Source organism: Arthrobacter sp. THG-b23 (assembly GCF_059091265.1).
On record NZ_JBNHGM010000002.1, the window covers coordinates 486893 to 511703 of the forward strand.

The following is a 24811-nucleotide window of genomic DNA, read 5'->3' on the forward strand; positions in this document are numbered from 1 at the left end:
AAAGTTATGTAGGCTTCGATGAAAATTGTGTTAAATAACAGTTTCACAATGCGTGTGCGGGCGGTCCGTTCGCCGTCCGAGGTTCTCCCTACTGTCCAAGGAGTCCGTGCAGTGAGTGGCGTTTCCGTACCAGAAGTGCCTACCGAATACACCACCACGGTGGTCATCGGTTCCGGGCTGCCCGGGCTGGCCGTGGCGAGTGAACTGAGCCGCCAGGGCGTGTCGTCGATCGTCGTGGAGGGGTTGCTCCCTCAGCCGGCCGACCACGGCCGCCGGTCCCCGTTGGCTGATTCGGCGCACCGGAGCGAACGCAACGACCTGCTGCGCTTGCTGCAGGCATACGCCGCGAGCCACGCGCTGGACATCCGCCACAGCACCCACGTTTGCGGCGTCACCAAGACGTCGGAGAAAACAGCGCCAGCGCCAGCGGCACCGGCGGATGCGCCCACGCCGCTGGATACCCGCGCGGCCCACGTGCCAGCGATCAGCAGGGACAAGGACCAGAAGTGGGTCATCCGGACCGAAAACGGCTTGCTGGTAGCCGATTCCATCGTCCTGACGGGCTGCGCGCAGAACCAAATGCGCCGGTTGCTCCGGAGCCTGGGCATCGCGGCCGGCGAAAACGTTGCCTCCGTCCTGAAAGCGATCAGCCTCTACCTGGTCGGCGTGGCGGACCTGCTGGCCCCGAGCACACGGGAGATCATTCGGCAGGCGAAAGTGGCCGGCAATGCCATTGCTTCCACCTCCCGGCCGGCCATCGCCTGACTTCGGGAAGGCGTGGAACAGCGGCGTCGTACGCCGCCGCGTGCCGTAGGGGCTAGAATTTTGGGGAAATTCCCGACCATACCACTTACCTGTGGAGGACATTCCCCATGCCCCAAAAGGGAGCAGTAGCCGCCAAGACTTCGGTGCTCGACCGGTACTTCGAGATCACCAAGCGCGGCTCCAACTATTCGCGCGAAATCCGCGGCGGCCTGGCCACGTTCTTCGCGATGAGCTACATCGTGGTGCTGAACCCGCTGGTCCTGGGCGGCGCCGATTCAACCGGCGCCATGCTCGGCGCCGAACGCGTCGCGGCGGTCACGGCCCTCGTGGCCGGCGTGCTGACGATCGTGATGGGGGCGTGGGCCAAGTACCCGTTCGCCCTCGCTACGGGCCTGGGCGTCAACGCCTTTATCGCCATCACCGTTGCCACCAACCCGGGCCTGACCTGGCCGGATGTGATGGGCCTGGTGATCCTCTCCGGCATCACCATGCTGATCCTGGTCCTGACCGGTTTCCGAACCGCCGTGTTCAACGCCGTGCCGCAGAGCCTCAAGACCGCCATTGTGGTGGGCATCGGCATGTTCATTGCCCTGATCGGCCTGGTCAACGCCGGCTTCATCCGCCGCATCCCCGACGCGGCGGGCACCACTGTTCCCGTCGGCCTCGGCTTCGACGGCGTCCTGCTGGGCTGGCCTATCCTTGTCTTCGTCTTCGGCCTCATCCTGACCATCGCGCTGGTGGTGCGCAAGGTCAAGGGCGGCATTCTGATCGGCGTCATCGCCGCTACCGTGCTCGCGGTGGTCATCGAAGCGGTGGCCGACGTTGGCCCGTCGATGGGTCCCGACGGCCCCAATCCGCTGGGATGGTCCCTGGTGGTGCCCGAGCTGCCGAGCGGCAGCTGGGTGGGGCTGCCCGACCTCAGCCTGATCGGCCAGGCCAGCCTCTTCGGTGCCTTCGGGACGCTGGGTATCACCGCCGCTTCCCTGCTGGCGTTTGCGATCCTGCTGAGCATCTTCTTCGACGCCATGGGCACGATGGTCGGCCTGGCCAACGAGGCCGGGCTGACCGACAAAGAGGGCAACATCCCGCAGGTTGACCGGGTGCTCATGGTTGACGCGGTCGGCGCGATTGCCGGCGGCGCCGGTTCGGTCTCCTCCAACCAGATCTACGTCGAGTCCGGCGCCGGAATCGGCGAGGGCGCGCGCACCGGCCTGGCCAACGTTGTCACCGGCCTGCTGTTCCTGGTGGCCATGTTCTTCACGCCGCTGATCTCGCTGGTGCCGTTCGAGGCAGTGGCGCCGGCGCTCGTCGTCGTCGGTTTCATGATGGTGGCGCAGGTGGGCAAGATCGACTGGTCCGACTGGGGCGTGGCCATTCCGGCCTTCCTGACGTTCACGCTGATGCCCTTCACGTATTCGATCGCCAACGGCCTGGGCGCCGGCTTTATCGCCTATGTGCTGGTGCGCACGTTCCAGGGCCGGGCCAAGGACATCCACCCGCTGATGTGGGCGGTGGCCGCGGCCTTCGTGCTCTTCTTCTGCATGGGCCCGGTCGAGCAGCTCATCGGCTTCCGCTGACCGCAGGTCCGCCGAGGCGAAAGGGACCGGTACCGCCCGCAACGGGTGGCACCGGTCCCTTCGGTTTTGCTCGCTTGGCTTGCGCCGTCGCGCCTAGGCTTGGGCCCGCACTCCCGATTCCGTGCGGGCCAGGTCGGCCCGGTCCAGGTCGCGCAGGGAGGCGCCCTTCGTTTCGCGGGTGAAGATCACTGCCACGACGGTGATGGCCGAAGCGACCACCAGGTACAGGGCAACGGGCAGCCAGTGCTCAAAGTCCTTCAGCAGCGTGGAAGCGATGATCGGGGCGAGCGAACCGGCGAAGATCGAGGTCACCTGGTAACCCAGCGAGACACCCGAGTAGCGCATCCGGGTCGGGAACATCTCGGCCATGATGGCCGGCTGGCCCGCATACATCAGCCCGTGCACGGCAAGTCCCAGGAAGATCGCGGCCAGGATGATGACCGGGCTTTGCGTATCGAACATCGGGAAGGCGACGAAGGCCCAGACCCCCGACAGCACGGCGCCCGCCATGTAGACCGGCCGGCGGCCAATGGTGTCCGACAGGCGCCCATAGAAGGGGATCACGACGAAGTGGAAGGCGTGCGCCAGGATCAGCAGGCCCAGCACCGTGGTGACGTCGAAATCGTGAACGGTCTTCAGGTACGTGATGGAGAACGCCACCACGATGTAGTAGATGATGTTCTCCGCGACGCGCAGCCCCATGGCAGTGAACACGCCGCGCGGGTACTTCTTCATCACTTCCACGACGCCGTAGGAGGTGGACTTCACCTTGGCAGACTCGGCCTGGGCTTCCAGGAAGATCGGCGCCTCGGTGACCTTGGTGCGGATGTAGTAGCCGACGAGCACGATGACTGCAGAGAGCCAGAAGGCAACGCGCCAGCCCCAGGCCTGGAATTCGGCCTCGGAGAGGATGCCTGACATCACCCACAGCACCACCGTGGCCAGCATGTTGCCCATCGGCACACCCGCCTGGGGCCAGGACGCCCAGAAGCCGCGCTTGGCCGCCGGGCTGTGCTCGGCCACCAGCAGGACCGCGCCGCCCCATTCGCCGCCGATGGCGAAACCCTGGACGAACCGCAGCACCACCAACAGGCCCGGCGCCCAGTAACCGATCTGGTCGAAGCCTGGCAGGCAGCCCATCAGGAACGTGGCGGCACCGATCAGGATGATGCTCACCTGCAGCAGCTTCTTCCGGCCCAGCTTGTCGCCGAAGTGGCCGAACACGATCCCGCCCAGCGGCCGGGCGATGAAGCCGACCGCGAAGGTGACGAAGGCTGCGATGATCGCGTCCAGTTCGGTGCCCGCATTCGGGAAGAACAGGGCGCCGAAAACCAGCGTGGCCGCGGTGGCATAGAGGAAGAACTCGTACCATTCCACGACCGTGCCGGCCATGGAAGCGGTGACGACCTTGCGCAGGACCGACGGCGGCGACTCGTGCGTCGCGCCGGATCCGGGTCCGGTGGGGGTAGCGTGGGCGCTCATCATTCTCCTTGCATGGCGTGCGGATACTGCGGCGCTTACCGCCGGGACTCCCCCCGCACGCTGTGAGTGTGGTCACAATTAGACGAAGCCGAGTATTCCCCGTTCCCGCATGTGCATCAATGACAAACTTTGCAGGCATGGTCTGCAAAGATGCAGATATGCCTCCCGCACCCCAGCCCGCCAAGCCGGACGACCTGATCATCCTTCTCGCCGTCGCCCGCACCGGCCGGTATACCTCGGCGGCCGAGAACCTTGGCCTGAACCACACCACCGTCTCGCGTCGCATCGCTGCCGTCGAAAAGGCCTTGGGCGGCCGCGTGTTCTCCGGGGCGCCGGGGGGCTGGGAGCTGACCGACCTGGGCCGGAAGGCGGCAGCGGTGGCCGAGCGGATCGAGGAATCGCTGACGGAGCTGGGCCGCACGCCGGATCAGGCCGACCGGTTGGCCGGGGTCGTGAGGATGTCTGCCACCGACGGTTTCAGCGCGTTCGTGGCCGCCCCGGCGATTGCCCGCCTGCAGCAGCACCATCCCAGGCTCAGCGTGGAGATCGTTACCGCCGCGCGCCAGGCCTCGCAACACCGGCCGGGCCTGGATTTCGAAGTCGTGGTCGGGCGGCCGCAGGTCATCCGTGCCCGATCCATCCGGCTGGGCAACTATGTACTCGGCCTCTACGGTTCCCGGGACTATCTGGCGGAACACGGCTCACCGGATAGCGTGCGCGCGGCCATGAACCACCCTCTGGTCTATTTCGTGGACTCCATGCTGCAGGTCGACGATCTTGACGCCGCGCGCCGCTTGCTGCCGGCGATGGCCACCGCCCTGGGTTCCACCAACGTGTTCGTCCACGTAGAGGCAACCCGCGCCGGCGCCGGCCTCGGCCTGCTGCCCTGCTTCATGGCCAACCGCCACCCGGATCTGGTCCGTATCCTGCCGGGGGAACTGGAGGAGCGGCTCGGTTACTGGCTGGTGGCCCGCCCGGAGTCGCTGCGGCAGACGGCGGTGGCGGCGGTCGTTGATGCGCTCAGGCGCGAGGCCCGCAGCCGGGAAGCTGAGCTGATGGGGAAGGGAACCGAGAGCAGGCATCGGTGAAAGGATTAATGACCGAGATGCCGGGCACTGGACCTAACTTGGGGGGATTAGGTTGTCAGCACCCGGCATCCGGCGCCGGATTGAATCCGGCTGAGCAGACATAGCGCTCCAGCCACCATCCATAGTGTCGAAGCCGTTCTTTCTATGCCTGCCTCCGGAGAGCCAGCCGCAAGCGGCTCACTCCCGGGCCTAGTACGGCCGCTGCGCGGCCGTTCGTGTCCATCTTACAAACAAATTCCGGCCGAAGTCATAACGTTCCGGGAAAGGCCCCTAATTGGCCGGTCGGTCTTGCCGGATCGCCGATCCTCTGCAAAACTTCTCTACCCTCGGCCCGTCCCACAGCTGTGCCGGCACGGCACCGTGCAGCAACGCCCGGACGAGTCCCGGACCGGTTTCCAGCGGCTGGTCGCTGGCCGCGATCACCACGTTTCCGTGCCGGCGGCCCTTGAGCATTGGCGGATCGGCAATGATCACCCGATGTTCGAACACCTCGCCAATGGTCGCGGCCTCCTCGCGGGCACCGGCCAGCTGGGGCGTATCGCCGCAGTTCACCAGGTAGACCCCGCCGGGCGAGAGGACGCGCCGCACCGCCCGGGTGAATTCCAGCGTGGTCAGTCCGTACGGCGTCTCGCTGCCGGAGAAGACGTCGCGGACCAGCAGGTCCCGGCTGCCCTCGCTCAGTGATTCGGTGACCGCCCTCGCTTCGCCCACCCTGATGCGCACCAACGGCGCACGCGGGATGTCGAACCACTGGCGCACCAGGTCGGCCAGCTTCGCGTCGATCTCGACGACGACCTGCCGCGCCTCCGGGTAGGCGGCCGCCAGATAGCGGGCCATTGAGCACGCCCCGCCGCCCAGGTGGAGGGCCCGCAGCCGTGCCTCGGGGCCCCAGCGGGATGCGATCAGCGCCGCCATCCAGCGCATGTATTCGAAGTCCAGCCGCAAAGGATCGCCGATCACCACGTGGGAGGACTGGACGCCGTTGATTTTCAACAGCCAACTGTCCGCCGAATCAGGCTCGCGGACCAGCTCGGCTATCCCGGAGGAAATTTCATAGCGCCCCTCGGCGGGCCCGCCTGACGCCTCCGGCTCCCGTGCCGTCTCGGCACGGGTGCTTCGCCGCGCCATCGGCTACTTGACCAGCGCCAGCGCGAAGCCGTCCCAGCCCTTGCCGCCCACGGTCTGGATCGCGGTGGCGTCCAAGCGCTCGTCGGAGCCCAGCAGCGCCAGTGCATCGCGGGTACCGCGGATGTCGCGGTCCTCCGCGCTGGTGTCGCCGCCGTTGGTCAGCACCTTGCCGGAACGGACCACGTTATCCACCACAATCAGGCTGCCGGGGCGGGTCATCTGCAGTGCCCACTCAACGTAGTGCCGGTTGTTTTCCTTGTCCGCGTCTATGAACACCAGGTCGAACGGCCCGACGCCCTCTTCGGCCAGCTGCGGCAGGGTTTCCAGCGCGGCGCCCACCCGGATGCTGACTTTCTCCGCGACGCCGGCGGCCTCCAGGTTCCGCTGCGCCACCTCGGCGTGCCGCGGTTCGTACTCGCAGCTGACCACTTGGCCGTCGTCCGGCAGTCCGCGGGCCAACCAGATGGTGCTGTAACCACCGAGCGTGCCGATCTCCAGCACCTTGCGCGCACCGGTCAGCCTGGCCAGCAGCATCAGCAGCTTGCCCTGGGTTGCGCTCACCTCGATCGCGGGCAGGCCTTCCTGTGCGGCCCCCTCCCTGGCCGCGACCTGGGACTCGTCCTCACCCACCAGGGTGACGGTCAGGTAGTCTTCGACCGCGGTCCACGCCGCTGCCGACTCAACGTCCGGCATGCCCGGCTGGGCGGTCACTGCTGCTCCTGCTCGGCGATGGCAGCCTCCAGCCGGTCCACCTTGCCGGTGAGCTCGCCGTAGTACCCCGGACGGATGTCTGCCTTAAGCACCAGCGACACGCGCGATCCGTGACGGCCCACAGCCTCGGTGGCACGCTTGATCACCGCCATGACCTCGTCCCACTCGCCCTCGATGGTGGTGAACATCGCGTCGGTATGGTTTGGCAGGCCGGATTCCCGGACGATCCGGACGGCCTCGGCAACGGCGTCATGGACCGAGGCATCATGGGGCGCGGGACCGGCAACGGGCACCCCTGAGGGGGCAACAGAGAAGGCTACAAGCATGGCTTCAGTCTTCCACAGCACCCCAGCCGGCGCACAGGTCCGGTGTCACCTGCCGCAACCCTCAGGCAGCCTGGCGTGACCAACTTTACATGCTTTTGCATAAAAATCCGGGGGTTTTGAACTAAACTGGAGGTGCGGATGTCGCACCCGCACAGTTCCGCCGCTTGCCCGCGGAATGCCACCATCCCCGCCGAGCCACAGGAGACCCCATGAAAGCCTGGCAGTTCACCAATACCCACGAGCCGCTTGAACTGAAGGAAGTCGAGGAGCCGACCGCCGCACCCGGCGGCGTCGTCATCGACATCAAGTCGGCCGGGCTGTGCCATTCCGATGTCGGCATGCTTGAGGACGAGGGCTGGCTCTCGACGCTGGCCAAGCGCCCCATCACCCTCGGCCACGAGGTTGCCGGCGTCATCACCGAGGTCGGCGAAGGCGTCACCGACTGGAAGGTCGGCGACCGCGTGGGCTGCTGCCCGACCACCCCGGCCGGCGCTCCCGGCTACGCTTTCGACGGCGGCTTCTCCCTGAAGACCGCCATCGACCAGCAGGCCCTGGTCCGCATCCCGGACAACGTCAGCTTCGCCCAGGGCGCGGCCGGCACCGATGCCGGCATGACCAGCCACCACGCCGTGATCGCCAACGGCCAGGTCAAGGCCGGCGACAAGGTCGGCATCATCGGCTTCGGCGGCCTTGGCTCCATTGGCGCCCGCGTGGCCGTGTTGGCCGGCGCAGACGTCTACATCGCCGAGGTCAACGAGAAGATCTGGGACCAGGCCAAGGAGATCGGCGCCAAGGACGTGGCGAAGTCCATCGCCGAGTTCAAGGAGATCGGCCTGGACGTCATCGTCGATTTTGCCGGCTTCGGCACAACCACCGCCGAGGCCATCGAGACGGTCCGCCGCGGCGGCCGCGTGGTCCAGGTCGGCATGGGCCGGCTGGAATCGACCATCAGCACCAAGGCCCTGATTCTGTCCGAGGTCACCCTGGTCGGCTCGCAGGGCGGCACCAGGGACGACGTGCAGGGCGTCTACGATTACTTCGCCACAGGCAAGCTCACTCCGACCATCACCGAGATCACCTTCGAGGAAATCCCGGAGGGCCTGGAAAAGCTCAAGAAGGGCGAAGTCGTCGGGCGCCTGGTCGCCAAGATCGCTGACTGACCCTTACCTGAAAGATTGACGACGGCGGTGCGCACCGCCGTCGTCAATCTGCCTTAAGCCCTTTTCCGCGGGTGCGGGCCGCCCTCGGTTACCCCCAGCCGGCCAGGCGGAGCAGCGCGGCCGCGGCGGCACCGGCGATGACCACCACCAGGAACGGCGCCCGCAGCAGCAGCGCGACGGCGGCGGCCAGCAGGGCCCCGACCCGGGCGTCGAACGCCAACTGCTGGCCGGTGGAGAAGGCGTTGACAACGGTCAGCGACGCGAGCAGGCCGATGGTCATGGTGGCGGCGACCCGGGACATCCGCTGGTTCTTCATCCACTGGGCGGGCACCAGATAGCCTGCCAGCTTCGTGAGGTAGGAGATGAGGCAAGCGGCCAATATCCAGATCCACAGGCTCATGGCGTCTCCCTTCCGTCCCCGGTGCCGGCAGGGTCGTCGCGTCCGGCGGCCCGGCGCTCGGACCTGGCGAGCGTGCGGGGGCCGTCGTGCTCGGAATACGGCTCATCGTAGGGCTCGATGTCCGGTGCCATCCCGGCCGGAATGGGTTTGTGGGTGAACCAGCCGATGGCAGCCGCGACCGCCGCCGCCACCAGGATGGGCACGCCGCTGGGCACGAACGGTACGGCAAGCAGGGTGGCCAGGGCGCAGGCAATGGCAATGGCAGCCGGTTCCTTGCCTTTCAGCCTCGGCCACAGCAGCGCCAGGAACGCGGCGACGGCGGCTCCGTCCAGGCCCCACTGCCTCGGATCCCCCAAGGCGTTGCCGGCTAAGGCACCCACCAGGGTGAAAAGATTCCAAAGCAGGAATATGCCCACGCCGGCCGCCCAGAATCCGCGCCGCTGCTCGCCGGGGTCGTTTTGGCCGGACGCCGTGGCGGTGGATTCGTCGATGGTCACGTGGGCGGCCAGCGGCCGCCGCCAGCGGGACGGGGAGACGAGGGCGTTCATCTGCATGCCATAGATGCCGTTGCGGATACCGAGCAGGGCGGAGGCCGTCATGGCGGCCAGGCCGGTACCGCCGCCGCCGATCACTCCGATGAACGCGAACTGGGAGCCGCCGCTGAACAGCAGCAGGCTCAGCGCCATGGTCTGCCAGAGGTCGAGTCCCGATGCCACCGACAGCGCGCCGAAGGACACCCCGTACAGACCGGTGGCAATGGAGATGGACAGCCCCACTTTAACGGCCGGGGACTGGAGAAACTTCACCCGTCTACAGTAGCCGGGAAGGCCGCGGCGCCGCCGCCCCCAGCCGTGGATACCTCTGTGGAAACTGTGGATACGGCCGGGGACGCGGCTGCGGCTACACGGCTTCCTGCGCGTGGCCGTTGATGGCGTCCGCCGCACGGATCAGCGCCAGGTGCGAGAACGCCTGCGGGAAGTTACCGGCCATCCGTTTGTTCACCGTGTCGTACTCCTCGGCCATCAGCCCCAGGTCGTTCGCGTAACCGACCAGCCGGTCCATCAGGTCGCGGGCGTCGCCGATCCGCCCGGAGCGGGCATACTGTTCCACCAGCCAGAAGCAACAGGCCAGGAACGGGTGCTCGCCCGGAGCCAGCCCGTCCAGCCCCGACTCGGTCCGATAGCGCAGGATCAGTCCGTCCGCATCCACCAGCTCCCGCTCCAGGCGGGCCACGGTACCCAGCATCAGGTCGTCGTCGTACTTCACGAAGCCCACCTGAGGCAGCACCAGCAGCGAGGCGTCCACCTCGGTGCCGTCATAGGTCTGGGTGAAGGAGTTGATCGCGCGGTTGAAGCCGTGCTCCATGATCTCTTCGCGCAGCGTGTCGCGCAGCTCCGCCCAGTGCTCGGCTTCGCCGTCCAGGCCGTGCTCCTGCACCGCCCGCACGCCGCGGTCGAATGCCGCCCACATCATCACCCGGGAGTGGGTGAAGTACTTCCGTTCGCCCCGCATCTCCCAGATGCCCTGGTCCTTCTGGTCGAAGTGCTTCTCGATGTAGTGCAGCATCGCCTTCTGCAGCGGCCAGGAGAAATGGTCCTCGGTGCCGCCCATGTTGCGCAGCTTCTCCAGCGCGACCATCACCTCGCCGATCACATCCGCCTGGTACTGGCCCACCGCGCCGTTTCCCACCCGGACCGGTGCCGACCCCTCGTAACCGGGCAGGTGCGGGATGATCCGTTCCTCCAGGTCGCGTTCCCCGGCCACCCCGTACATGATCTGCAGGTCTTCCGGATCGCCGGCCACCGCGCGCAGCAGCCAGTTGCGCCACTGCAGCGCCTCGTCTTCGTAGCCGTGGGTCATCATCGATTCGAGCGTCAACGCCGCATCGCGCAGCCAGACGTAGCGGTAGTCCCAGTTCCGTTCCCCGCCGAAGGACTCCGGCAAGGAGGTAGTCGGCGCGGCGACGATCCCGCCGGTCGTCTCGTGCGTCATCGCGCGCAGCACCAGCAGGGACCGCTTGACGATGCCGTGGTAGTCCCCCTGGGGCGGGAACCGTGAACACCAGTCCTGCCAGTACTGCACCGTTTCCGCGAGCGCGGCGTCGACGTCGATCCCCGGCGGCACCGTCCGGTGGGACGGGAACCAGCACAGTTCAAAATCGACCGTCTCGCCGGCCTTGATCGTAAATTCGCCTTCGTGCCGGCGGTTCGCGGCGCGCGGCAGGTGCTCCCCGTGCAGCACCAGCGCGTCCGGGCCGGCGATGGCGACGATCGATTCCCGGCCGGTGGTTTCGTCGTGCACGCGGTTCACCCACGGCACCACGTCCCCGTAGTGGAACCGCATGATCAGTTCCTGCCGGATGGTCATTTCGCCGGACAGGCCCTCGACCCTGCGGACAAGGGATGCCCGGCGGTCGCCCACCGGCATGAACTCGGTCACCAGCGCCTCGCCGGTGTCGCTCTTCCAGCGGGTCTGCAGCACAAATGTCGACGCAATGTAGGAGCGTTCAACGACGACGGCGGACGGCGCCCCTGCTGCCTCTGCGGCAACGGTAGTGTCGTTGCGGTCTCCCGCAGCCTCGGCGCGGGCCGGTGCCGACACCAGGTCGCCGCGGGACAAGGTGTCCGTGGTCGAGCGTGCGGCCCCCTGCCCTGCCGCCGTCGGGCCGCCGGTGCCGTCGGCGGCGGCCAGGGATGCGCCGGCTTCGGTGGCGCCGGTGACCGCCAGGGATGCGCCGGCTTCGGCGGTGCCGGCTGCGTCGCCGGTTTGTCCGGCTTCCGCGGCCGCGGTCCTCACCCCGGCAATCTTGCCGGCCTCGTCCGTCGCGGACCGCCCGGGGTTCCCCGGGGCTGCCGACACTGCTTCATCTTGTTCCCGCGTGGAGACCGGCGGCCGGCTGCGTTGGACTTCCAACGGATCCTTGCCCGGTTTGCCGTGCGCCTCCGTCCCCGCCGGTTCCCCGCCCTGCGGATGCGCACCGTCCGGGGCCAGCAGCCAGCGGCCGTGTCCGGGGTACCCCAGAAGCGCACCGAAAACCGAGGGAGAGTCGAAGCGGGGAAGGCAGAGCCAGTCCATGCTTCCGGACCGGGACACCAAGGCTCCCGTGTGCAGATCCGATATGAGTGCGTAGTCCTCAATTGGAGATGCCATTTCTCCACTCAATCACAAGGGACCCCGGTTACGGCAACGGCAACTTTTCAGGCCGGCGCGGCCTGCAGCTGCCGGCGAACCGCGGCCGGCCGGTTGGTAGTGATTTCGCCGAAGCCCAACTCCCGGCACAGCTCCACGTCCTGCGGATCGTCCACCGTCCAGACGCGGAACTGCGTGCCGGCGTCGAGCCAGCGGCGGATGAGCGGCAGATGGGAGCGCACGTAGTCCACGCCGGGCCCGGCCCACCCGACGCGGTGCGCTTCGATCAGCCCTTCGCCTTCGGACAGCGCCCGCCGCAGCAGTACCGCGACCGCGCCGACGGTCAGCTCGCCCATCATCAGGCTGGCCTTGAGCTCGTCGGCGTCGATGTCGTCCAGGAGTTGGCAGAGATACTGGCCGGGGATGTGGTCGGCCAAGTACTTCACGGCGTCCGGGTGGAAGCTCATGAAGGACAGCTGGATGTTGTCCAGCCGGGAGGTTTCCGGCTCCCAGCCCTCCGCCATCAGGTACTTGAGCACCTCGTCTTCCAGCTCCTGCCCGTACGGGCTGGGGTGCTTGAGCTCTATGGCCAAGCCCAGCGGCCGGCCGGCGTCCCGCATCAGGTCCACCAGGTCGTCCAGCGTCACCAGTTGGTCGGCAGTGCCGCCGTACTCGGCCGGAATCGGTGTGCCCTTCCACGAACTGACGTCCAGTTGCAGCAGCTCGTCCAGCGTGTGATCGGACACGTTGCCGGTACCGGTGGAGGTGCGGTCCAGTGTGAAGTCGTGGAAACAGACCAGCCGGCGGTCTTTGGTCAGGTGGATGTCGCACTCAATCCCGTCGGCGCCGTCGGCGATCGCCTGCAGGTAAGCGGCCCGCGTATTCTCCGCATACTGCTCGCTGGAACCACGGTGGGCGTAGATCCTCTGGTGCATAAATTCACCGTACGCGATGACCGGACATCCGGACCCGCCGTAGGGTTGACTGATGGGTGAACGAACGATGATCGTTCGGCAATTCGGTTTCGGAGGCAACATGGGCACTCAGACGGGCGGCGGCGTCGCACCTGAAACGGCGGAAGGGCAGACAGCCGCATACGCGGCGCAAAACATCCCCGGAAGCGTGCCGGGAGGCGGAACGAGCCAGGTTTCCGTGTTGCCGGACAGCATCCGTGCCGCGGGCCTGCGGCGGATGAAACTGCTCGCCACGGGGTTGCTGCTGGTTTTGGCGGTGGTCTTCGTGGTGTCCTTCGCGCTGCAGGACCGCTACCCGTGGCTGAGCTATGTCCGGGCCGCGGCCGAGGGCGGCATGGTGGGCGCACTAGCGGACTGGTTCGCCGTGACCGCACTGTTCAAACACCCGATGGGGCTGAAGATTCCGCACACCGCGATCATCCCGCGCCGCAAGGACCAGATCGGCGCGAGCCTGGGCCAGTTCGTGGAAGAGAATTTCCTGGCCGAGGACGTGGTCAAGGCCAAGATCGGCTCCCTGGGGATCACGGCGAAGGCCGGTCTCTGGCTGGAACGGCCGGAAAACACCGAACGGATTGCCCGCGAAGGCGCCACGGCGATCCGCGGAGCCTTGACGGTCCTCAATGACGAGGACGTGCAGGAACTGATCGAGTCACTGGCACGCCGGCACTTGATCGACCCGCAGTGGGGACCGCCGCTGGGCCGGCTGGCCGAGCACCTGCTGCGCGACGGCCACCACCTGAAGCTGGTGGACCTGCTGCTGGACCGCGCCGCCGACTGGGTGCTGGACAACCAGGACACGGTGGCGCGGCTGGTGTCGGACCGCTCACCGACCTGGGTCCCGCCGTTCCTGGATTCGCTGGTCGGCGACAAGGTGCATCTGGAGTTGTACAAGTTCCTCATCGCGGTGCAGGCCGACCCGGAGCATCCGATGCGCCAGCAGTTGGACGGGTACCTGAACTCCCTGGCGCAGGACCTGCAGCACGATCCGGAGATGATGGCGCGGGTGGAAGCGATCAAGCACAACGCCTTGGGCGACCCCGAAGTGCGTTCGCTGGCGGCCCGCACGTGGGAGACGCTGAAGACCGCCCTGCTGGAGGCGGTGGAGGACCCCCAGAGTGGGTTGAGCCTGACGTTCAAGCGGGCGGTCCGGGACTTCGGCCACCGGCTGGCCACCGACGCCGAACTGGCGGCCAAGATCGACGGCTGGATCGAGGAGGCCGCCGGGTACCTGGTCCGCACCTATCGTTCGCAGATTGCCGCCGTCATCACCGAAACGGTGGCGCGCTGGGATGCGCAGGAGACGTCGCGGAAGATCGAGCTCCAGGTGGGCCGCGACCTGCAGTTCATCCGGATCAACGGCACCGTCGTCGGCTCCCTGGCCGGGCTGGCGATCTTCACGGTGGCCACCGCCGCCTTCGGTTAGCCGGCGCTGGGCTCCCTGTGGAGCATCCGCTCCAGTTCGTGACTAGTGCTCCGGTTTGAACCGGAGCCCGAGCCCGAAACGGAGCGCAAGGTCCACCTCGGGGGGCCCTAGCCGGCCCAGAGAAAGCGGAGCCGTTGGCCGGGCCTGGCCTGGGCCAGCAGCGGGAGGTCGGCCGCTTCCACCACGGCCGGCACGGGATAGCCGCCGGTCACCGGATGGTCGGCCAGAAATACGGTGGGCAAGCCCGACGGCGGCACCTGCACCGCGCCGGTGACCATGCCTTCGCTGGGCAGTTCCCGGTCGACCGCGCGCTGCAGCGGCCGGCCGAGCAGGCGCAGCCCGATCCGGTTGCTCTCGGCGCTGACCGTCCAATGGCCCAGCACCAGGCGCTGGCGCGCGTCAGCGGTGAACCAATCCAACCGCGGGCCGGGGCGCAGCCGCACTGTCACCGCAGCGGCGGGCGGCAGCGGCACCGGCGTCCAGCGGGAATCGACGACAAACCGTTCGACCGTGCTGCGTCCATGGCCGGCGGCGGGTCCTTGGCCCGTGCCGGCGGGCGCGGCGGCGACGTTGGAACCGGCCCGCGCGGCCGGTGGAACGGCCCCGGTCTCCACCACGTCCCCGTCCCGCAGCGGAGCCGGCCCCACGCCGGAGAGCAGATCCGTGGCCGCCGATCCCATCAGCGTGTCGGCCACGATGCCGCCGGCCACCGCCAGGTAATACCTCAGCCCGGACGCGGCGGGGGCGATTTCCAGCCGCTGGCCGGCACGGACACGGAAGGGCCGGTAAAGAGCCGGGTGGTCCTTCCGCGACCGGCCCGCTGCCGGTGATTTCCCTGCCGGGCCCGCTGGGCCCGCCACCGAAAGTTTGCCCGAGGCCCCGGTCACCGCCACCACCGTGTCGGCGCCGAACTGCAGGACCGCGCCGCCCAGCAGCAGCTCCAGCCCCGCCGCAGTTTCGGGGTTTCCGACCAGGCGGTTGGCCGTGCGCAGTGCCCGGTTATCCAGTGCGCCGGACGGGCTCAGCCCGATCGCGGCATGGCCCGGCCGGCCGAGGTCCTGCACCAGGAGTTGCGGTCCCGCCCTGATCACGGTGATCACCGGCTACACCGCCCTGAACCGCACGCGCGTTCCCGGCGCAATCAGCGCCGGCCGCTCCCGCGCGGCGTCCCACAACCGCTCTTCGGTCCTGCCAATCAGCCGCCAGCCACCGGGCGACGCGGAGGGGTAGATGCCGCTGAACTCGCCCGCCAGCCCGACCGATCCGGCCGGTACCCGGGTCCGCGGTACGGCCAGCCGCGGCACCTGCAGCGGGTTTCCGGGGGCCACCAGGTAGGCGAAGCCCGGCGCGAAGCCGGTGAAGGCGGCACTCCATTCGCACTGCTGGTGCCGGCGCACCACCTCGGCCTCGCTCACCCCCAGGATCCGCGCCACCTCCGGCAGGTCCTCCCCGGAGTAGTCCACCTCAACCGTGACCTCGTCGCCCGTGGTGCGTGCGCCGCCGTCGTGCGGTGGTGTCTGTTCCAGCCAGCGGCGGACGACGTCGGCGGCCGCCGGATCGTCGAAGGTCACCAGGATGGTGCGGGCCGCGGGAACCAGCTCCGTCACGCCTGGCGGCGGCGCAACCTTGAGTGCGTCGTAGTGCGCCAGGACGTCGTCGAGGGTGTCGAATTCGGCGAGCAGGGCGCCCGCGCCGAAGGGCAGGATCCGCACCCTACCGTCCAGGGGTGGGGTGCCCGGAGGGGGAGGGAACGGGTGCCGCGCCGGCGGCGCGGGAATCGCCGGCGGCGGGCGGGCGGTGGCCGGCCCCGTTGCCGGCCGCACCCGTGAAGGGACGCAGCGGGATCCCGGCCGCGGTCAGCCGTTCCCGGACCAACCGCGCCATCGCCACCGCGCCGGGGGTATCGCCGTGGACGCAGAGCGAATCCGCCGCACCGCTGCGGGCGAAGTCCACGGCACGGTCGGCAATCTGCTCCAGGTCTTCCAGCAGGGCGCCGGGTTCGCCGCGCGGAATCAGCGTTCCGTCCGCCCGGTAGCCGCGATCCACGAAAGCCTCCCGGAACACCGGGAGTCCGGCGGCGGCCGCCAGCTCAAGCGCCGCGGATCCGGGCAGCCCCAGGAGGGGAAGCCGGGGGTCGAAGGCGCCGATGGCCTCGACCACCGCCGCGGCCTGGCTACGGTCGTGGACTATTTGGTTATAGAGCGCGCCGTGCGGCTTCACGTAAGCCACGCGTGTTCCCGCGCTCCGGGCGATCCGGTCGAGGGCGGCGAGTTGGGCAGCCACGTCGGCGGTCAGATCGGCCGCCGCGACGTCCAGGGTCCGGCGGCCGAACCCGGCCCGGTCCCGATAGGAAACGTGCGCGCCCACCGCCACCCCGTGCTCCACGGCGCGGCGGCAGCTGGCCAGCATCGTCTCGTCGTCGCCGGCATGGTAGCCGCAGGCGATGTTCGCGCTGGTGATCAGCGGAAACATCGCGGCATCGTCGCCCATCAGCCGCCCGTCGACCGATTCCCCGAGATCGCTGTTCAGGTCGATGCCCGGCCGGCCCCCCGATTCAGCTCCGCGTACCGCATCGCCGCCGCCGGCAGGTCGGCTGCCGGATGCTGTCACGGCCCGGTTCCCTCCTCGTCGGGTCCGCCGGCGGAGCGGCTGCGGGCGTCGCCGTCCTGGTCAGCGGACGCCTCGAGGGCCGCCGGCGCCTTCCGCCTGCGGCCGGGCAGCCTCTCCAGCATGCCGGCGGCGACCCGGCCGGGCACCGCCGGCAGCTCGCCCAGCCGGTACCGGTTGTCGGTTAAATCCTCCACCAGGGACATCGGCAGCACCAGCGGGGGCTCCCCGAAGGCGGTCCGGGTGGCGTCGATGACGCGCCGGCCCATTACGTGGTTGCCGGCACCCCCGACCGCAGCGCCGATGCCGAAGGGAACCGCCCGGCCGAGCATCGCCGTCCCCTGCTTGGCCAGCAGTTTGGTCAGGAAGCGCTTCTTCAGGCTGTCCACCAGCGAGCTGACCATGCCGGAGGGCATGCTGCTGCCCACCGCGTTTCCCCAGGCCCGCGACGGATTTCCGCCGCGGCCCCCGGCCTGCCCGGCGAACTCCTTGATCAGGGAGCTGCCCTCGTCGCCCATCAGGATGGCCATCACCATGGCCTGGGAGCGCTCCGGGTTCTCCGTATCGATGCCATGCAGTTCGGCGATCGACTGGGCGAACAGGGCAGTGGCTTCCAGGAAGCCCACAGTTGCCGCCGCGGAAAGGCCCAGTGCCGCCACCGTGCCCACACCCGGTACGACGGCGGATGCCCCCACCGCGGCACCGCCGGTGGTCACCGCGGCCAGGTATTTCTTTTCCAACTTCGCGGCCAGCTCGGCCGGCGTTGCGTCCGGGTTCTTGCGCCGCAGCCGGTCCAAGTGGGCCAGCACCAGCGGCCGCTGGACGTCCAGCGCCTTCATGATGCCGGTCGTCACGCCGGGCTTTGGGTTGCCGTGCTTGTCGAATGCCGCATCGGCGGCGACGCGCATGGCTGGATTGATCTTCCGTCCTCTGGCCACAAACCCTCCTGGAGCAATCAGCACCGTGATGGTGTTCCGGCCTTAAGCGTAAGTCACCGGTTGCGGGACGTTCCTCCCAACACCAAGTATGCTGACAAAGCACCGCGTACTTCCTGTACGACGGCCGGAGGCAGCGCCTGCTGCGCCGGCCGCCCAACCTAAAGGAGTTGCTGGCTATGAGAATCGGATCATCAATTGCCTTGATTGCTATCGGCGCAATCCTGGCCTTCGCCGTTGCTGACGTCGTCGATTTCATCGACCTGACGCTGATCGGCTGGATCCTGATGGGTGTCGGCGTGCTCGGCCTGATCATCTCCATCATCATGGCCATGCCGCGCCGCGAGCACCGCGTGACGGAAAGCCGCCGCGTCGAGGATCCGAACACGGGCGAGACCATCCGGCGGGACGAAACCCGCGGCCTCTAAGCACACAGGCTGAAGCACGCGCCTGCACGCGGGCCCCACGGCCCGCGCGCAGGCCCGCCGTCGGCGATCAGCGGGGTTTTTTGCTGCCCAGCGCCACGAGCGACAGCACAATGCCCGCCCCGCACACCAGCGTGGCCAGGTAGGCCAGGCCCACGCCGTCCTCGCCGCCCATGCCCAGCGTCAGGCTGAGCGGCAGCCAGAGCACGGCCCAGCCGAGCACGGCGAACAACGGCGCATACCGCTCGCCGCGGGCCGTCCAGCGGTAGGCAAAAACCGCGAGGACGACGACGGCGCTGGCTCCGACCAGGGCGAAGCCCGCCAAGGTTCCGCCGCCCTTCGGGTCCTGCCGCGAGCCCAGCGAGAAGGCTGTCAGGGTGTCGATGGCCACGACGATGACGCCCACGGCGATGGCGAACTGCAGGACGTTGCCGGCCTGGATCAGCAACATCCGCCGCACGTCGGGCCTCATACCGTATTCCTCCCGTAGCTCCGCCCGCTTGGGGGCCCCTCTCCTGCCACCCTATAGAAGGCACGCAGCGCACCCGGCTCGCCGGGCGTCATCCGCAGGACCGGCTTGCCCTTAAACACGGCGGCGCACCTTGAAACAGGGCAGTGCCCCGGCGGAAACTTTCCACCGGGGCACTGGTCGGCGCTCTCGCCGGCAGCTTTTACCAGCGGACCTTTTTCTCGGGCGGTCCCTGCCGGCCGCTGGCGTGCTTCGGCTTGTGGCTGTTGCCGATGCTGTGCCAGCCGGCCAGATCGCCGGCATTGGCCGCGCGGCGGGAGGCCAGCTTCGCCTGTTGGTCCTCGGTCAGTTTGGCCGCGGCGGCCGGAGCGAGGTGGATGTTTAGTTCACGGGATTCGACGGGCTTAGGCGCCCGCGGATCGATGTCAGTCATGGCTCTCCTTCGGTATTTTCAGGAGCCTGCTGGAAACTGGTCCGCCGCACCAGTCGTAAAGACTAAAGACGCCACAATACCCGGAGCAGCATCCGGGCGAGAGCGGGGGTGGGATCAGGGAACCACTCGCGAGGTACAGCCTCAGCAAGCCTTGTTTGGTTGTCGGCTTGACCGGTCCAAGACCTGGTTACTCGAAAATCAGAATTCCCATGGCGCACAGCCTAACAGCGCCGCCCGGCATCCGGTAGATTCAAGCAAAGGCCGGCGAGAAGGGGGACCATGTCCGCATCACAGTTCGACCAGCGGTATGACTCGATCTACCAGCGCGGCGGCGAAACGCCCGGCACTCCGCGGACCGCGGCCCGGCCGGCCGCGGCCCGGCTCCCCCAGCCCGTCACCACGCCGGAGGCTCGGTTCAGCCCCGCATCCCCCTCCGCCGCTACGAATTCGACCGTTGCGACGGACCTGAGCGCCGACAGCGCAGCCCAGGCGACCGGAATTGCCGAAGTCATTCCGCCCGACGCCGTCGTGACGGCGGGGCCGGCAGGTGCGGCACGCAACCGTTGGAAGGCCAATCCGTTCCTGGCAGCGATGTGGGTGCTGGGCCTGGGGCTGGCCGGGTTCGGAGTCTGGGGTTCGATTGCACCGCACTTCATCGAGATGGACGCCATGCTCGGCCCCACCAGCATCTACGGGCCGCCGTGGATTTTCGTCCTGACCTCCATCGCGCCCATGGTCCTGATCGCCGGACTGCTCACCGTCGCCGGCACCTTGACCTTGCACGCCGTCAGCTGGATGCGCCGGCACCCCTGACCGCACCGGCAACCCGGCGGCGGGAACCCGGCAGATCGCGTCCGGCGGATCCTATTCGGGGCTTTCGGGCCATTCGACGTGCGGCTCGTACTCCGGATGCTTGTGCAGCCAATCCGCAATGTACTCGCAGTACGGCGCGATCTTCCTCCCGCCGGCGACCACGTCGTCCAGCGCATGGCCCGCCAACTTGCCGGCGAGGCCCTGGCCGGCAAACTCATCGAACACCCGTGTATGGGTGAACGCCACGGTTCCGCCGTGTGCCTGAATCTCGGTATACCCGGCCAGGGCCCCGGCGGCCAGCACCTCGTAGCGCCTGAGATCCTCGTTCAGCCGGAAAGAGAGGTTGTCAGCCATAGCCCGAGCCTGACACACCCGGGCGGCGGTGCAAATACACCGCTGCCCGGGTGGGCTGCCGCCGGCTAGATCAGGCCGTCGGCCAGGTGGTTGGGCGTGCCAAAGCGGTGCGCGGTGATGCTGACGGCCTGCTCGTGCAGGAACGGCAACATCTCCACCCGGCCGGCTTCGGTGACGTCGTGGGCATAGACCGCCACGTCCGGCCGCCCGCCGGTGGCGGCGGCGAGCGCCTTGGCGTCCCCGCCAATCAACCGGATCCGCCCGGCGCCGAGCCGCGGAACCCGGGCCAGCCAGGCGTCGTCGTCCTCCACCGCCACGGCAAGATCCAACTCCGTAACCACTGCCTGCAATGCCGCGGGAAGCCCGACGGCGGTGGACACCGTTACCTCGGATCCCGCCCGCACGCCGGCGGCCAGCACGCGCACCAACTTGGCCAGCGGCTCGCCGTCGGAGAGCCGGACCGTGACCGGCACGGGCAGGTAACGGAACACGTTGCGCTCGGCGGTCAGGCCGGACACGTCCTTGGCCACGCCGAATTCTGCGGTCCAGGCCGCCGCATCCGAACGCAGCGAGCGCTCCAGCACGGCGAGCTCGTCCGCGGACAGCGCCTGGCCCGCGCGACGGGCCGCCTCCAATAGCTTCGCCGCCGCACCGTCGAAGTCGGCGGTGGCCGTGGACGGCGCGGTCTCCCAGTCGCCGAGTCCGATCAGGTAGTTCGGTCCCCCCGCCTTGGTTCCGGCCCCCACCGAGGACTTCTTCCAGCCGCCGAAGGGTTGGCGCCGCACAATGGCGCCGGTGATCCCACGGTTCACATAAAGGTTGCCGGCCTGGATGTTCTGCAGCCAGTAGTCCAGCTCATCCCGGTCCAGCGAATGCAGGCCCGAGGTCAGGCCGTACTCGATGTCGTTGGTGATGGCGACCGCCTCTTCCAGCGTTTCGGCGGTCATCACCCCGAGGATCGGGCCGAAAAACTCGGTCAGGTGGTAGCGCGAGCCGCGCTTCACCCCGGTGCGCACGCCCGGGCTCCATAGCTTGCCGGTCTCGTCCAGCTGTTCCGGCCGGATCAGCCAGCTCTCGCCGGCGCCCAGCGTGGTCAGCCCGTCCAGCAACTTGCCTTCGGCCGGGGCGATGACCGGGCCCATCTGGGTGGCCGGATCCTGCGGATAGCCCACCTTCATGGAGGTGACCGCGTCCACCAATTGGTTGCGGAAGCGCGGCGACGTGGCGGCGGATCCCACCAGAATCACCAGCGAGGCCGCGGAGCACTTCTGCCCGGCATGGCCGAACGCGGAGTAGGCAACGTCCCTGGCGGCCAGGTCGAAGTCTGCGCTGGGCGTGACGATGATGGCGTTCTTGCCGGAGGTCTCGGCCAGCAGCGGCAGGTCCGGGCGGAAGGAGCGGAACATCTCGGCGGTCTCGTAGGCGCCGGTGAGGATCACGCGGTCCACGTCCGGGTGCGAGACCAGCTGCCGGCCCAGTTCGCGCTCGCCCAGCTGGACCAGCTGGAGCACATCGCGCGGCACCCCGGCTTCGTCCAACGCCTCCCACAGCGCTTCCACCATCACGGCACCGGTGCGGGCCGCCTGCTTGGCAGGCTTGATCACGACGGCGGAGCCCGCGGCGAGCGCCGCAAGGGCGCCTCCGGCGGGGATCGCCGTCGGGAAGTTCCACGGCGGGGTGACCACGGTCAGCCTGGACGGAACGAATTCCGCGCCGTCTACCGTGTCCAGCATGCGCGCCAGCTCGGCGTAGAAGTGTGCGAAGTCGGCGGCCTCGGACACCTCCGGGTCTCCCTGGTCCAGGGTCTTGCCGGCCTCGGCGGCCATGACCTCCAACAGCCGGGCACGGTTGGCATTCAGTTTGTCGCCGGCCTTGTGCAGCACCTCGGCACGTTCGGCGCCGCTCATCGCGCCCCAGCTCTTGGACTGCTCGACGGCCGTGGCAATGACCTGCTCCAGCTGCGCCTCATCCTTGACCTCGGCGGCGGCAACGGTATCGATGCCAAGCTTTGAGCCGGGTACGCGGGCCAGGATCTCCCGGCCCCAGGCCAGGTTGGCGGGCAGGGACGGATCGGTGTCCGGGATGTTGTCGAAGGAATCGACGGGCCGGGCGGGTTCGGGCTTGGTGCGGTCTTGCTGCCGGTTCGGTTCCGGGACGTCGTCGTCGAGGTTCTCGAGCGAGGCGAGGAAGCGCTGCTTCTCGCGCTCGAAGAGATGCTCGTTCTTGCTGAGCTCGAAGACCGCGGACATGAAGTTCTCGTTGCTGGCGCCTTCTTCGAGCCGGCGGATCAGGTAGGCGATGGCCACGTCGAACTCGCCGGGGTGGACCACCGGGGTATAGAGCAGCAGCGACCCGACGTCCTTCTTCACCGCTTCGGCCTGGCCCTGGGCCATGCCCAGCAGCATCTCGAAGTCGATGGCCCCCGCGAGGTGTCCTATGCCGCGCTGCTTGGCCAGCAGCCAGGCGAACGCGACGTCGAACAAGTTGTGCCCGGCGACGCCGATCCGCACGTTGCCGATCCGGTCCGGATGCAGGGCGTAATTGATCACGCGCTTGTAGTTGGTGTCCGAGTCCTGCTTGGTTCCCCAGGTGGCCAGCGGCCAGCCGTGCAGCGACGCTTCCACGTGCTCCATGGGCAGGTTGGCGCCCTTGACCACGCGCACCTTGATCGCGGCGCCGCCGCGGGCGCGGCGGGCGGCGGCCCACTCCTGCAACCGGATCATGGCCTTCAGTGCGTCCGGCAGGTAGGCCTGCAGCACAATGCCGGCCTCCAGCTGCTCGAACTCCGGATTGTCCAAAATCCTGGTGAAGACCGCCATGGTCATCTCCAGGTCCTTGTACTCCTCCATGTCCAGGTTGATGAACTTGGGCTTCGGGGACCCGGCGGCCTGCCGGTACAGCGGCGTCAGGCTTTCGACGACGTGCTCCACCGCCTCGTCGAAGGCCCAGTGCGAGTGCGGTGCCACGGTGGAGGAGACCTTGATGGACACGTAGTCGACGTCGTCGCGGGCCAGCAGCCGTTTGGTGCCTTCGAGCCGGCGCTCCGCCTCGCGGCTTCCCAGGACGGCCTCGCCCAGCAGGTTGATGTTCAACCGAACGTCTTCCCGGCGGATCTTTGCGATGGCCGGGCCGAGCTTGGCGTCGGTCGCGTCCACGATCAGGTGGCCCACCATTTCACGCAGCACCCGGCGGGCCACCGGAATGACCACATGCGGGAGGACCGGGGCCATGGTGCCTCCCACGCGCACGGCAGCCCGCATGTACCAAGGCAGGAAGGACGGAACCTTCGGTGCCAGCGCGGCCAAATTGCGGGCCGCAACACTTAGGTCCTCGGGCCGGATCACGCCGTCGACGAATCCCACGGTGAAATCCAACCCGTTCGGGTCATTCAAGACGCCGGCCAGCTGTCGGGCGGAGGCGTCGGCGGGGACCTTCTCGGCCTCGGTCAGCCAGTGGCGGACCAGTTTGATGGAGTCGGCGGCGAGGTCGGCCATCTGCTCATCGGCCAGATGAGTGGTCTGCACCGGAGCCTCCTTCAGGGAATCGGTCACGGCAGCATCTGTCCCTTCAACGTAATTGCAATGCTCATTCAGGACCAGTATGGGACTAGACTTCGTGAAGTAAAAGCGATCTTTTCCGACTGATAATCATTGGTTTTCCTGATGGATGGAGTTGCCGTGCTGGATGTCCGGAGACTGCGGCTGCTGCGCGAGGTCAAGGTCCGCGGAACATTGGCCGAGGTGGCCGCCGCGCTGAACCTGAGCCCGTCATCCGTTTCCCAGCAGCTGGCCTTGCTGGAAAAGGAGGCAGGGGTGGCACTGCTGCGAAAAGCCGGACGCCGCGTGCAGCTCACGCCGCAGGCCGAGATCCTCGTGGGACACACTGAGTCACTGCTGTCCACCCTCGAGCGGGCCGAAACGGACTTGGCGGCGTCGCTGACCACGGTGACCGGAACCGTCCGACTGGCCGTGTTTCAATCCGCGGCCCTGGCCCTGCTGCCGGAGGCCCTCACCGCCATGCGGCAGCGGCACCCGGATGTGCGGATCGAGATGGTCCAGCGCGAACCGGAGACGGCGCTGTACGAGACGTGGGCGCGAGACTTCGACCTGGTCGTGGCCGAACAATACCCCGGCCACGCGGCACCGCACCATCCGGAACTGGACCGCAAGAAACTGACCAGCGACGCCATCCGGCTCGCGGTACCGCCCTCCGCCTTGGCCGGAACCACCGTCGCCTCCGTCGACGACGCCCGGAGGCTGCCATGGGTGATGGAGCCGCACGGCACAGCTTCCCGGCATTGGGCGGAGCAGGCGTGCCGCCAGGCCGGATTCGAGCCGGATGTGCGGTATGAAACGGCCGACCTGCAGGCGCAGATCCGGCTGATTGAATCCGGCAACGCGGTGGCGTTCATGCCGGACCTGGTGTGGACCGGCCGGGACACCACCTGCATGCTGCTGGACCTGCCGGGCCTTCCGCGGCGCACGGTCTTCACGTCAGTCCGCCACGGCTCTGCCAACCGGCCGGCCATCCTGGCGTTCCGGGAAGTTCTTGAGGCAACGGCCCGGGAGATTGCGGCCTGAGGTCCGGGCCCCCGACGCCTCCCTGCGCGGCG

24 protein-coding genes are annotated in these 24811 nt (G+C 68.2%); 8 read left to right on the forward strand and 16 right to left on the reverse strand.

Annotated elements, in window-relative coordinates:
* Window positions 1-111: 111 nt before the first annotated feature.
* Both AC5RVD_RS05945 and AC5RVD_RS05950 read left to right on the forward strand, forming a co-directional pair.
* Window positions 112-765 (forward strand): FAD-binding protein, encoded by a 654-nt coding sequence (locus tag AC5RVD_RS05945; RefSeq protein ID WP_494126352.1) that lies wholly within the window; start codon window positions 112-114, stop codon window positions 763-765.
* A 107-nt stretch (window positions 766-872) separates the two neighbouring features.
* Window positions 873-2342 (forward strand): NCS2 family permease, encoded by a 1470-nt coding sequence (locus tag AC5RVD_RS05950; RefSeq protein WP_494111039.1) that lies wholly within the window; start codon window positions 873-875, stop codon window positions 2340-2342.
* A gap of 93 nt (window positions 2343-2435) precedes the next feature.
* Here AC5RVD_RS05950 and AC5RVD_RS05955 read toward each other — a convergent pair whose 3' ends face one another.
* Entirely contained in the window at window positions 2436-3824 is a 1389-nt protein-coding gene (locus AC5RVD_RS05955; protein ID WP_494126353.1) for an MFS transporter, read from the reverse strand.
* Window positions 3825-3982: 158 nt separating this feature from the next.
* On the opposite strand from AC5RVD_RS05955, the gene AC5RVD_RS05960 reads away from it, so the two are divergent.
* Window positions 3983-4912 carry a LysR family transcriptional regulator gene (locus AC5RVD_RS05960; RefSeq protein ID WP_494126354.1) on the forward strand — a complete coding sequence of 310 codons (930 nt, stop codon included), beginning with the start codon at window positions 3983-3985 and terminating at the stop codon, window positions 4910-4912.
* Window positions 4913-5182: 270 nt separating this feature from the next.
* Here the strand turns inward: AC5RVD_RS05960 and AC5RVD_RS05965 are convergent, their stop codons facing one another.
* The 3 genes from AC5RVD_RS05965 to AC5RVD_RS05975 are packed head-to-tail and all read right to left on the reverse strand — an operon-like array spanning window position 5183 to window position 7077.
* On the reverse strand, window positions 5183-6040 hold the full coding sequence (locus AC5RVD_RS05965; RefSeq protein WP_494126355.1) for a spermidine synthase: 858 nt from the start codon (window positions 6038-6040) through the stop codon (window positions 5183-5185).
* 3 nt (window positions 6041-6043) lie between these two features.
* Window positions 6044-6733 carry an O-methyltransferase gene (locus AC5RVD_RS05970; RefSeq protein ID WP_494126465.1) on the reverse strand — a complete coding sequence of 230 codons (690 nt, stop codon included), beginning with the start codon at window positions 6731-6733 and terminating at the stop codon, window positions 6044-6046.
* Window positions 6734-6747: 14 nt separating this feature from the next.
* Window positions 6748-7077, reverse strand: coding sequence for a thiamine-binding protein (locus AC5RVD_RS05975; protein ID WP_494111035.1), 330 nt, complete (start codon window positions 7075-7077; stop codon window positions 6748-6750).
* A 209-nt stretch (window positions 7078-7286) separates the two neighbouring features.
* Here AC5RVD_RS05975 and AC5RVD_RS05980 point away from each other — a divergent pair, with 209 nt between their 5' ends.
* A complete protein-coding gene (locus AC5RVD_RS05980) occupies window positions 7287-8237 on the forward strand; it encodes a zinc-binding dehydrogenase (RefSeq protein WP_494111034.1) in 951 nt (316 codons plus the stop codon).
* 88 nt (window positions 8238-8325) lie between these two features.
* On the opposite strand, the gene AC5RVD_RS05985 is transcribed toward AC5RVD_RS05980, so the two are convergent.
* From AC5RVD_RS05985 to AC5RVD_RS06000, 4 genes are all read right to left on the reverse strand, one after another.
* Window positions 8326-8637: an AzlD domain-containing protein gene (locus AC5RVD_RS05985; protein ID WP_494111033.1), complete on the reverse strand. Its 312-nt coding sequence runs from the start codon at window positions 8635-8637 to the stop codon at window positions 8326-8328.
* On the reverse strand, window positions 8634-9443 hold the full coding sequence (locus tag AC5RVD_RS05990) for an AzlC family ABC transporter permease (protein ID WP_494126356.1): 810 nt from the start codon (window positions 9441-9443) through the stop codon (window positions 8634-8636). The genes AC5RVD_RS05985 and AC5RVD_RS05990 overlap by 4 nt, the downstream gene beginning before the upstream one ends.
* 94 nt (window positions 9444-9537) lie before the next feature.
* On the reverse strand, window positions 9538-11787 hold the full coding sequence (locus AC5RVD_RS05995) for a glycoside hydrolase family 15 protein (protein ID WP_494126357.1): 2250 nt from the start codon (window positions 11785-11787) through the stop codon (window positions 9538-9540).
* A 47-nt stretch (window positions 11788-11834) separates the two neighbouring features.
* Window positions 11835-12701: a glycerophosphodiester phosphodiesterase family protein gene (locus AC5RVD_RS06000; protein WP_494126358.1), complete on the reverse strand. Its 867-nt coding sequence runs from the start codon at window positions 12699-12701 to the stop codon at window positions 11835-11837.
* Window positions 12702-12801: 100 nt separating this feature from the next.
* Between AC5RVD_RS06000 and AC5RVD_RS06005 the strand changes: the two genes are divergently transcribed.
* Window positions 12802-14163, forward strand: a complete 1362-nt coding sequence (locus tag AC5RVD_RS06005) for a DUF445 domain-containing protein (RefSeq protein WP_494126359.1) — start codon at window positions 12802-12804, stop codon at window positions 14161-14163.
* 107 nt (window positions 14164-14270) lie between these two features.
* On the opposite strand, the gene AC5RVD_RS06010 is transcribed toward AC5RVD_RS06005, so the two are convergent.
* From AC5RVD_RS06010 to AC5RVD_RS06025, 4 genes are all read right to left on the reverse strand, one after another.
* Entirely contained in the window at window positions 14271-15263 is a 993-nt protein-coding gene (locus AC5RVD_RS06010) for a 5-oxoprolinase subunit C family protein (RefSeq protein ID WP_494126360.1), read from the reverse strand.
* A gap of 3 nt (window positions 15264-15266) precedes the next feature.
* A complete protein-coding gene (locus tag AC5RVD_RS06015; RefSeq protein ID WP_494126361.1) occupies window positions 15267-15875 on the reverse strand; it encodes a 5-oxoprolinase subunit B family protein in 609 nt (202 codons plus the stop codon).
* Window position 15876: 1 nt separating this feature from the next.
* A complete protein-coding gene (locus AC5RVD_RS06020; protein ID WP_494126466.1) occupies window positions 15877-16698 on the reverse strand; it encodes a LamB/YcsF family protein in 822 nt (273 codons plus the stop codon).
* A 71-nt stretch (window positions 16699-16769) separates the two neighbouring features.
* Complete coding sequence (locus tag AC5RVD_RS06025; protein ID WP_494111026.1) at window positions 16770-17708, reverse strand: hypothetical protein; 939 nt, start codon at window positions 17706-17708, stop codon at window positions 16770-16772.
* A 176-nt stretch (window positions 17709-17884) separates the two neighbouring features.
* Here AC5RVD_RS06025 and AC5RVD_RS06030 point away from each other — a divergent pair, with 176 nt between their 5' ends.
* The gene (locus AC5RVD_RS06030; protein WP_494122301.1) at window positions 17885-18133 is read left to right on the forward strand and encodes a DUF6458 family protein; all 249 of its coding nucleotides are present in this window, start codon (window positions 17885-17887) and stop codon (window positions 18131-18133) included.
* A 67-nt stretch (window positions 18134-18200) separates the two neighbouring features.
* Here the strand turns inward: AC5RVD_RS06030 and AC5RVD_RS06035 are convergent, their stop codons facing one another.
* Together AC5RVD_RS06035 and AC5RVD_RS06040 are read right to left on the reverse strand one after the other, a co-directional pair.
* Window positions 18201-18602, reverse strand: coding sequence for a hypothetical protein (locus AC5RVD_RS06035; RefSeq protein WP_494126362.1), 402 nt, complete (start codon window positions 18600-18602; stop codon window positions 18201-18203).
* Window positions 18603-18801: 199 nt separating this feature from the next.
* Entirely contained in the window at window positions 18802-19032 is a 231-nt protein-coding gene (locus AC5RVD_RS06040) for a hypothetical protein (protein ID WP_494111023.1), read from the reverse strand.
* 279 nt (window positions 19033-19311) lie between these two features.
* Between AC5RVD_RS06040 and AC5RVD_RS06045 the strand changes: the two genes are divergently transcribed.
* Window positions 19312-19845, forward strand: coding sequence for a hypothetical protein (locus AC5RVD_RS06045; protein ID WP_494111022.1), 534 nt, complete (start codon window positions 19312-19314; stop codon window positions 19843-19845).
* Between the two features lie 51 nt (window positions 19846-19896).
* Here AC5RVD_RS06045 and AC5RVD_RS06050 read toward each other — a convergent pair whose 3' ends face one another.
* On the reverse strand, window positions 19897-20199 hold the full coding sequence (locus AC5RVD_RS06050; protein WP_494126363.1) for a GNAT family N-acetyltransferase: 303 nt from the start codon (window positions 20197-20199) through the stop codon (window positions 19897-19899).
* 65 nt (window positions 20200-20264) lie between these two features.
* On the reverse strand, window positions 20265-23693 hold the full coding sequence (locus AC5RVD_RS06055) for a bifunctional proline dehydrogenase/L-glutamate gamma-semialdehyde dehydrogenase (RefSeq protein ID WP_494126467.1): 3429 nt from the start codon (window positions 23691-23693) through the stop codon (window positions 20265-20267).
* Between the two features lie 183 nt (window positions 23694-23876).
* Here AC5RVD_RS06055 and AC5RVD_RS06060 point away from each other — a divergent pair, with 183 nt between their 5' ends.
* A complete protein-coding gene (locus AC5RVD_RS06060) occupies window positions 23877-24779 on the forward strand; it encodes a LysR family transcriptional regulator (protein WP_494111135.1) in 903 nt (300 codons plus the stop codon).
* Window positions 24780-24811: the final 32 nt, after the last annotated feature.

Bases quoted from the DNA above. Each gene is read 5' to 3' on its own strand.
- AC5RVD_RS05965 (WP_494126355.1), bottom strand. From the start codon at position 6,040: ATGGCGCGGCGAAGCACCCGTGCCGAGACGGCACGGGAGCCGGAGGCG.
- AC5RVD_RS06000 (WP_494126358.1), bottom strand. From the start codon at position 12,701: ATGCACCAGAGGATCTACGCCCACCGTGGTTCCAGCGAGCAGTATGCG.
- AC5RVD_RS05995 (WP_494126357.1), bottom strand. From the start codon at position 11,787: ATGGCATCTCCAATTGAGGACTACGCACTCATATCGGATCTGCACACG.
- AC5RVD_RS06005 (WP_494126359.1), top strand. From the start codon at position 12,802: ATGGGCACTCAGACGGGCGGCGGCGTCGCACCTGAAACGGCGGAAGGG.
- AC5RVD_RS05985 (WP_494111033.1), bottom strand. From the start codon at position 8,637: ATGAGCCTGTGGATCTGGATATTGGCCGCTTGCCTCATCTCCTACCTC.
- AC5RVD_RS05975 (WP_494111035.1), bottom strand. From the start codon at position 7,077: ATGCTTGTAGCCTTCTCTGTTGCCCCCTCAGGGGTGCCCGTTGCCGGT.
- AC5RVD_RS06050 (WP_494126363.1), bottom strand. From the start codon at position 20,199: ATGGCTGACAACCTCTCTTTCCGGCTGAACGAGGATCTCAGGCGCTAC.
- AC5RVD_RS05955 (WP_494126353.1), bottom strand. From the start codon at position 3,824: ATGAGCGCCCACGCTACCCCCACCGGACCCGGATCCGGCGCGACGCAC.
- AC5RVD_RS06035 (WP_494126362.1), bottom strand. From the start codon at position 18,602: ATGAGGCCCGACGTGCGGCGGATGTTGCTGATCCAGGCCGGCAACGTC.
- AC5RVD_RS05950 (WP_494111039.1), top strand. From the start codon at position 873: ATGCCCCAAAAGGGAGCAGTAGCCGCCAAGACTTCGGTGCTCGACCGG.
- AC5RVD_RS05970 (WP_494126465.1), bottom strand. From the start codon at position 6,733: ATGCCGGACGTTGAGTCGGCAGCGGCGTGGACCGCGGTCGAAGACTAC.
- AC5RVD_RS06045 (WP_494111022.1), top strand. From the start codon at position 19,312: ATGTCCGCATCACAGTTCGACCAGCGGTATGACTCGATCTACCAGCGC.
- AC5RVD_RS06040 (WP_494111023.1), bottom strand. From the start codon at position 19,032: ATGACTGACATCGATCCGCGGGCGCCTAAGCCCGTCGAATCCCGTGAA.
- AC5RVD_RS06030 (WP_494122301.1), top strand. From the start codon at position 17,885: ATGAGAATCGGATCATCAATTGCCTTGATTGCTATCGGCGCAATCCTG.
- AC5RVD_RS06055 (WP_494126467.1), bottom strand. From the start codon at position 23,693: ATGGCCGACCTCGCCGCCGACTCCATCAAACTGGTCCGCCACTGGCTG.
- AC5RVD_RS05980 (WP_494111034.1), top strand. From the start codon at position 7,287: ATGAAAGCCTGGCAGTTCACCAATACCCACGAGCCGCTTGAACTGAAG.
- AC5RVD_RS05960 (WP_494126354.1), top strand. From the start codon at position 3,983: ATGCCTCCCGCACCCCAGCCCGCCAAGCCGGACGACCTGATCATCCTT.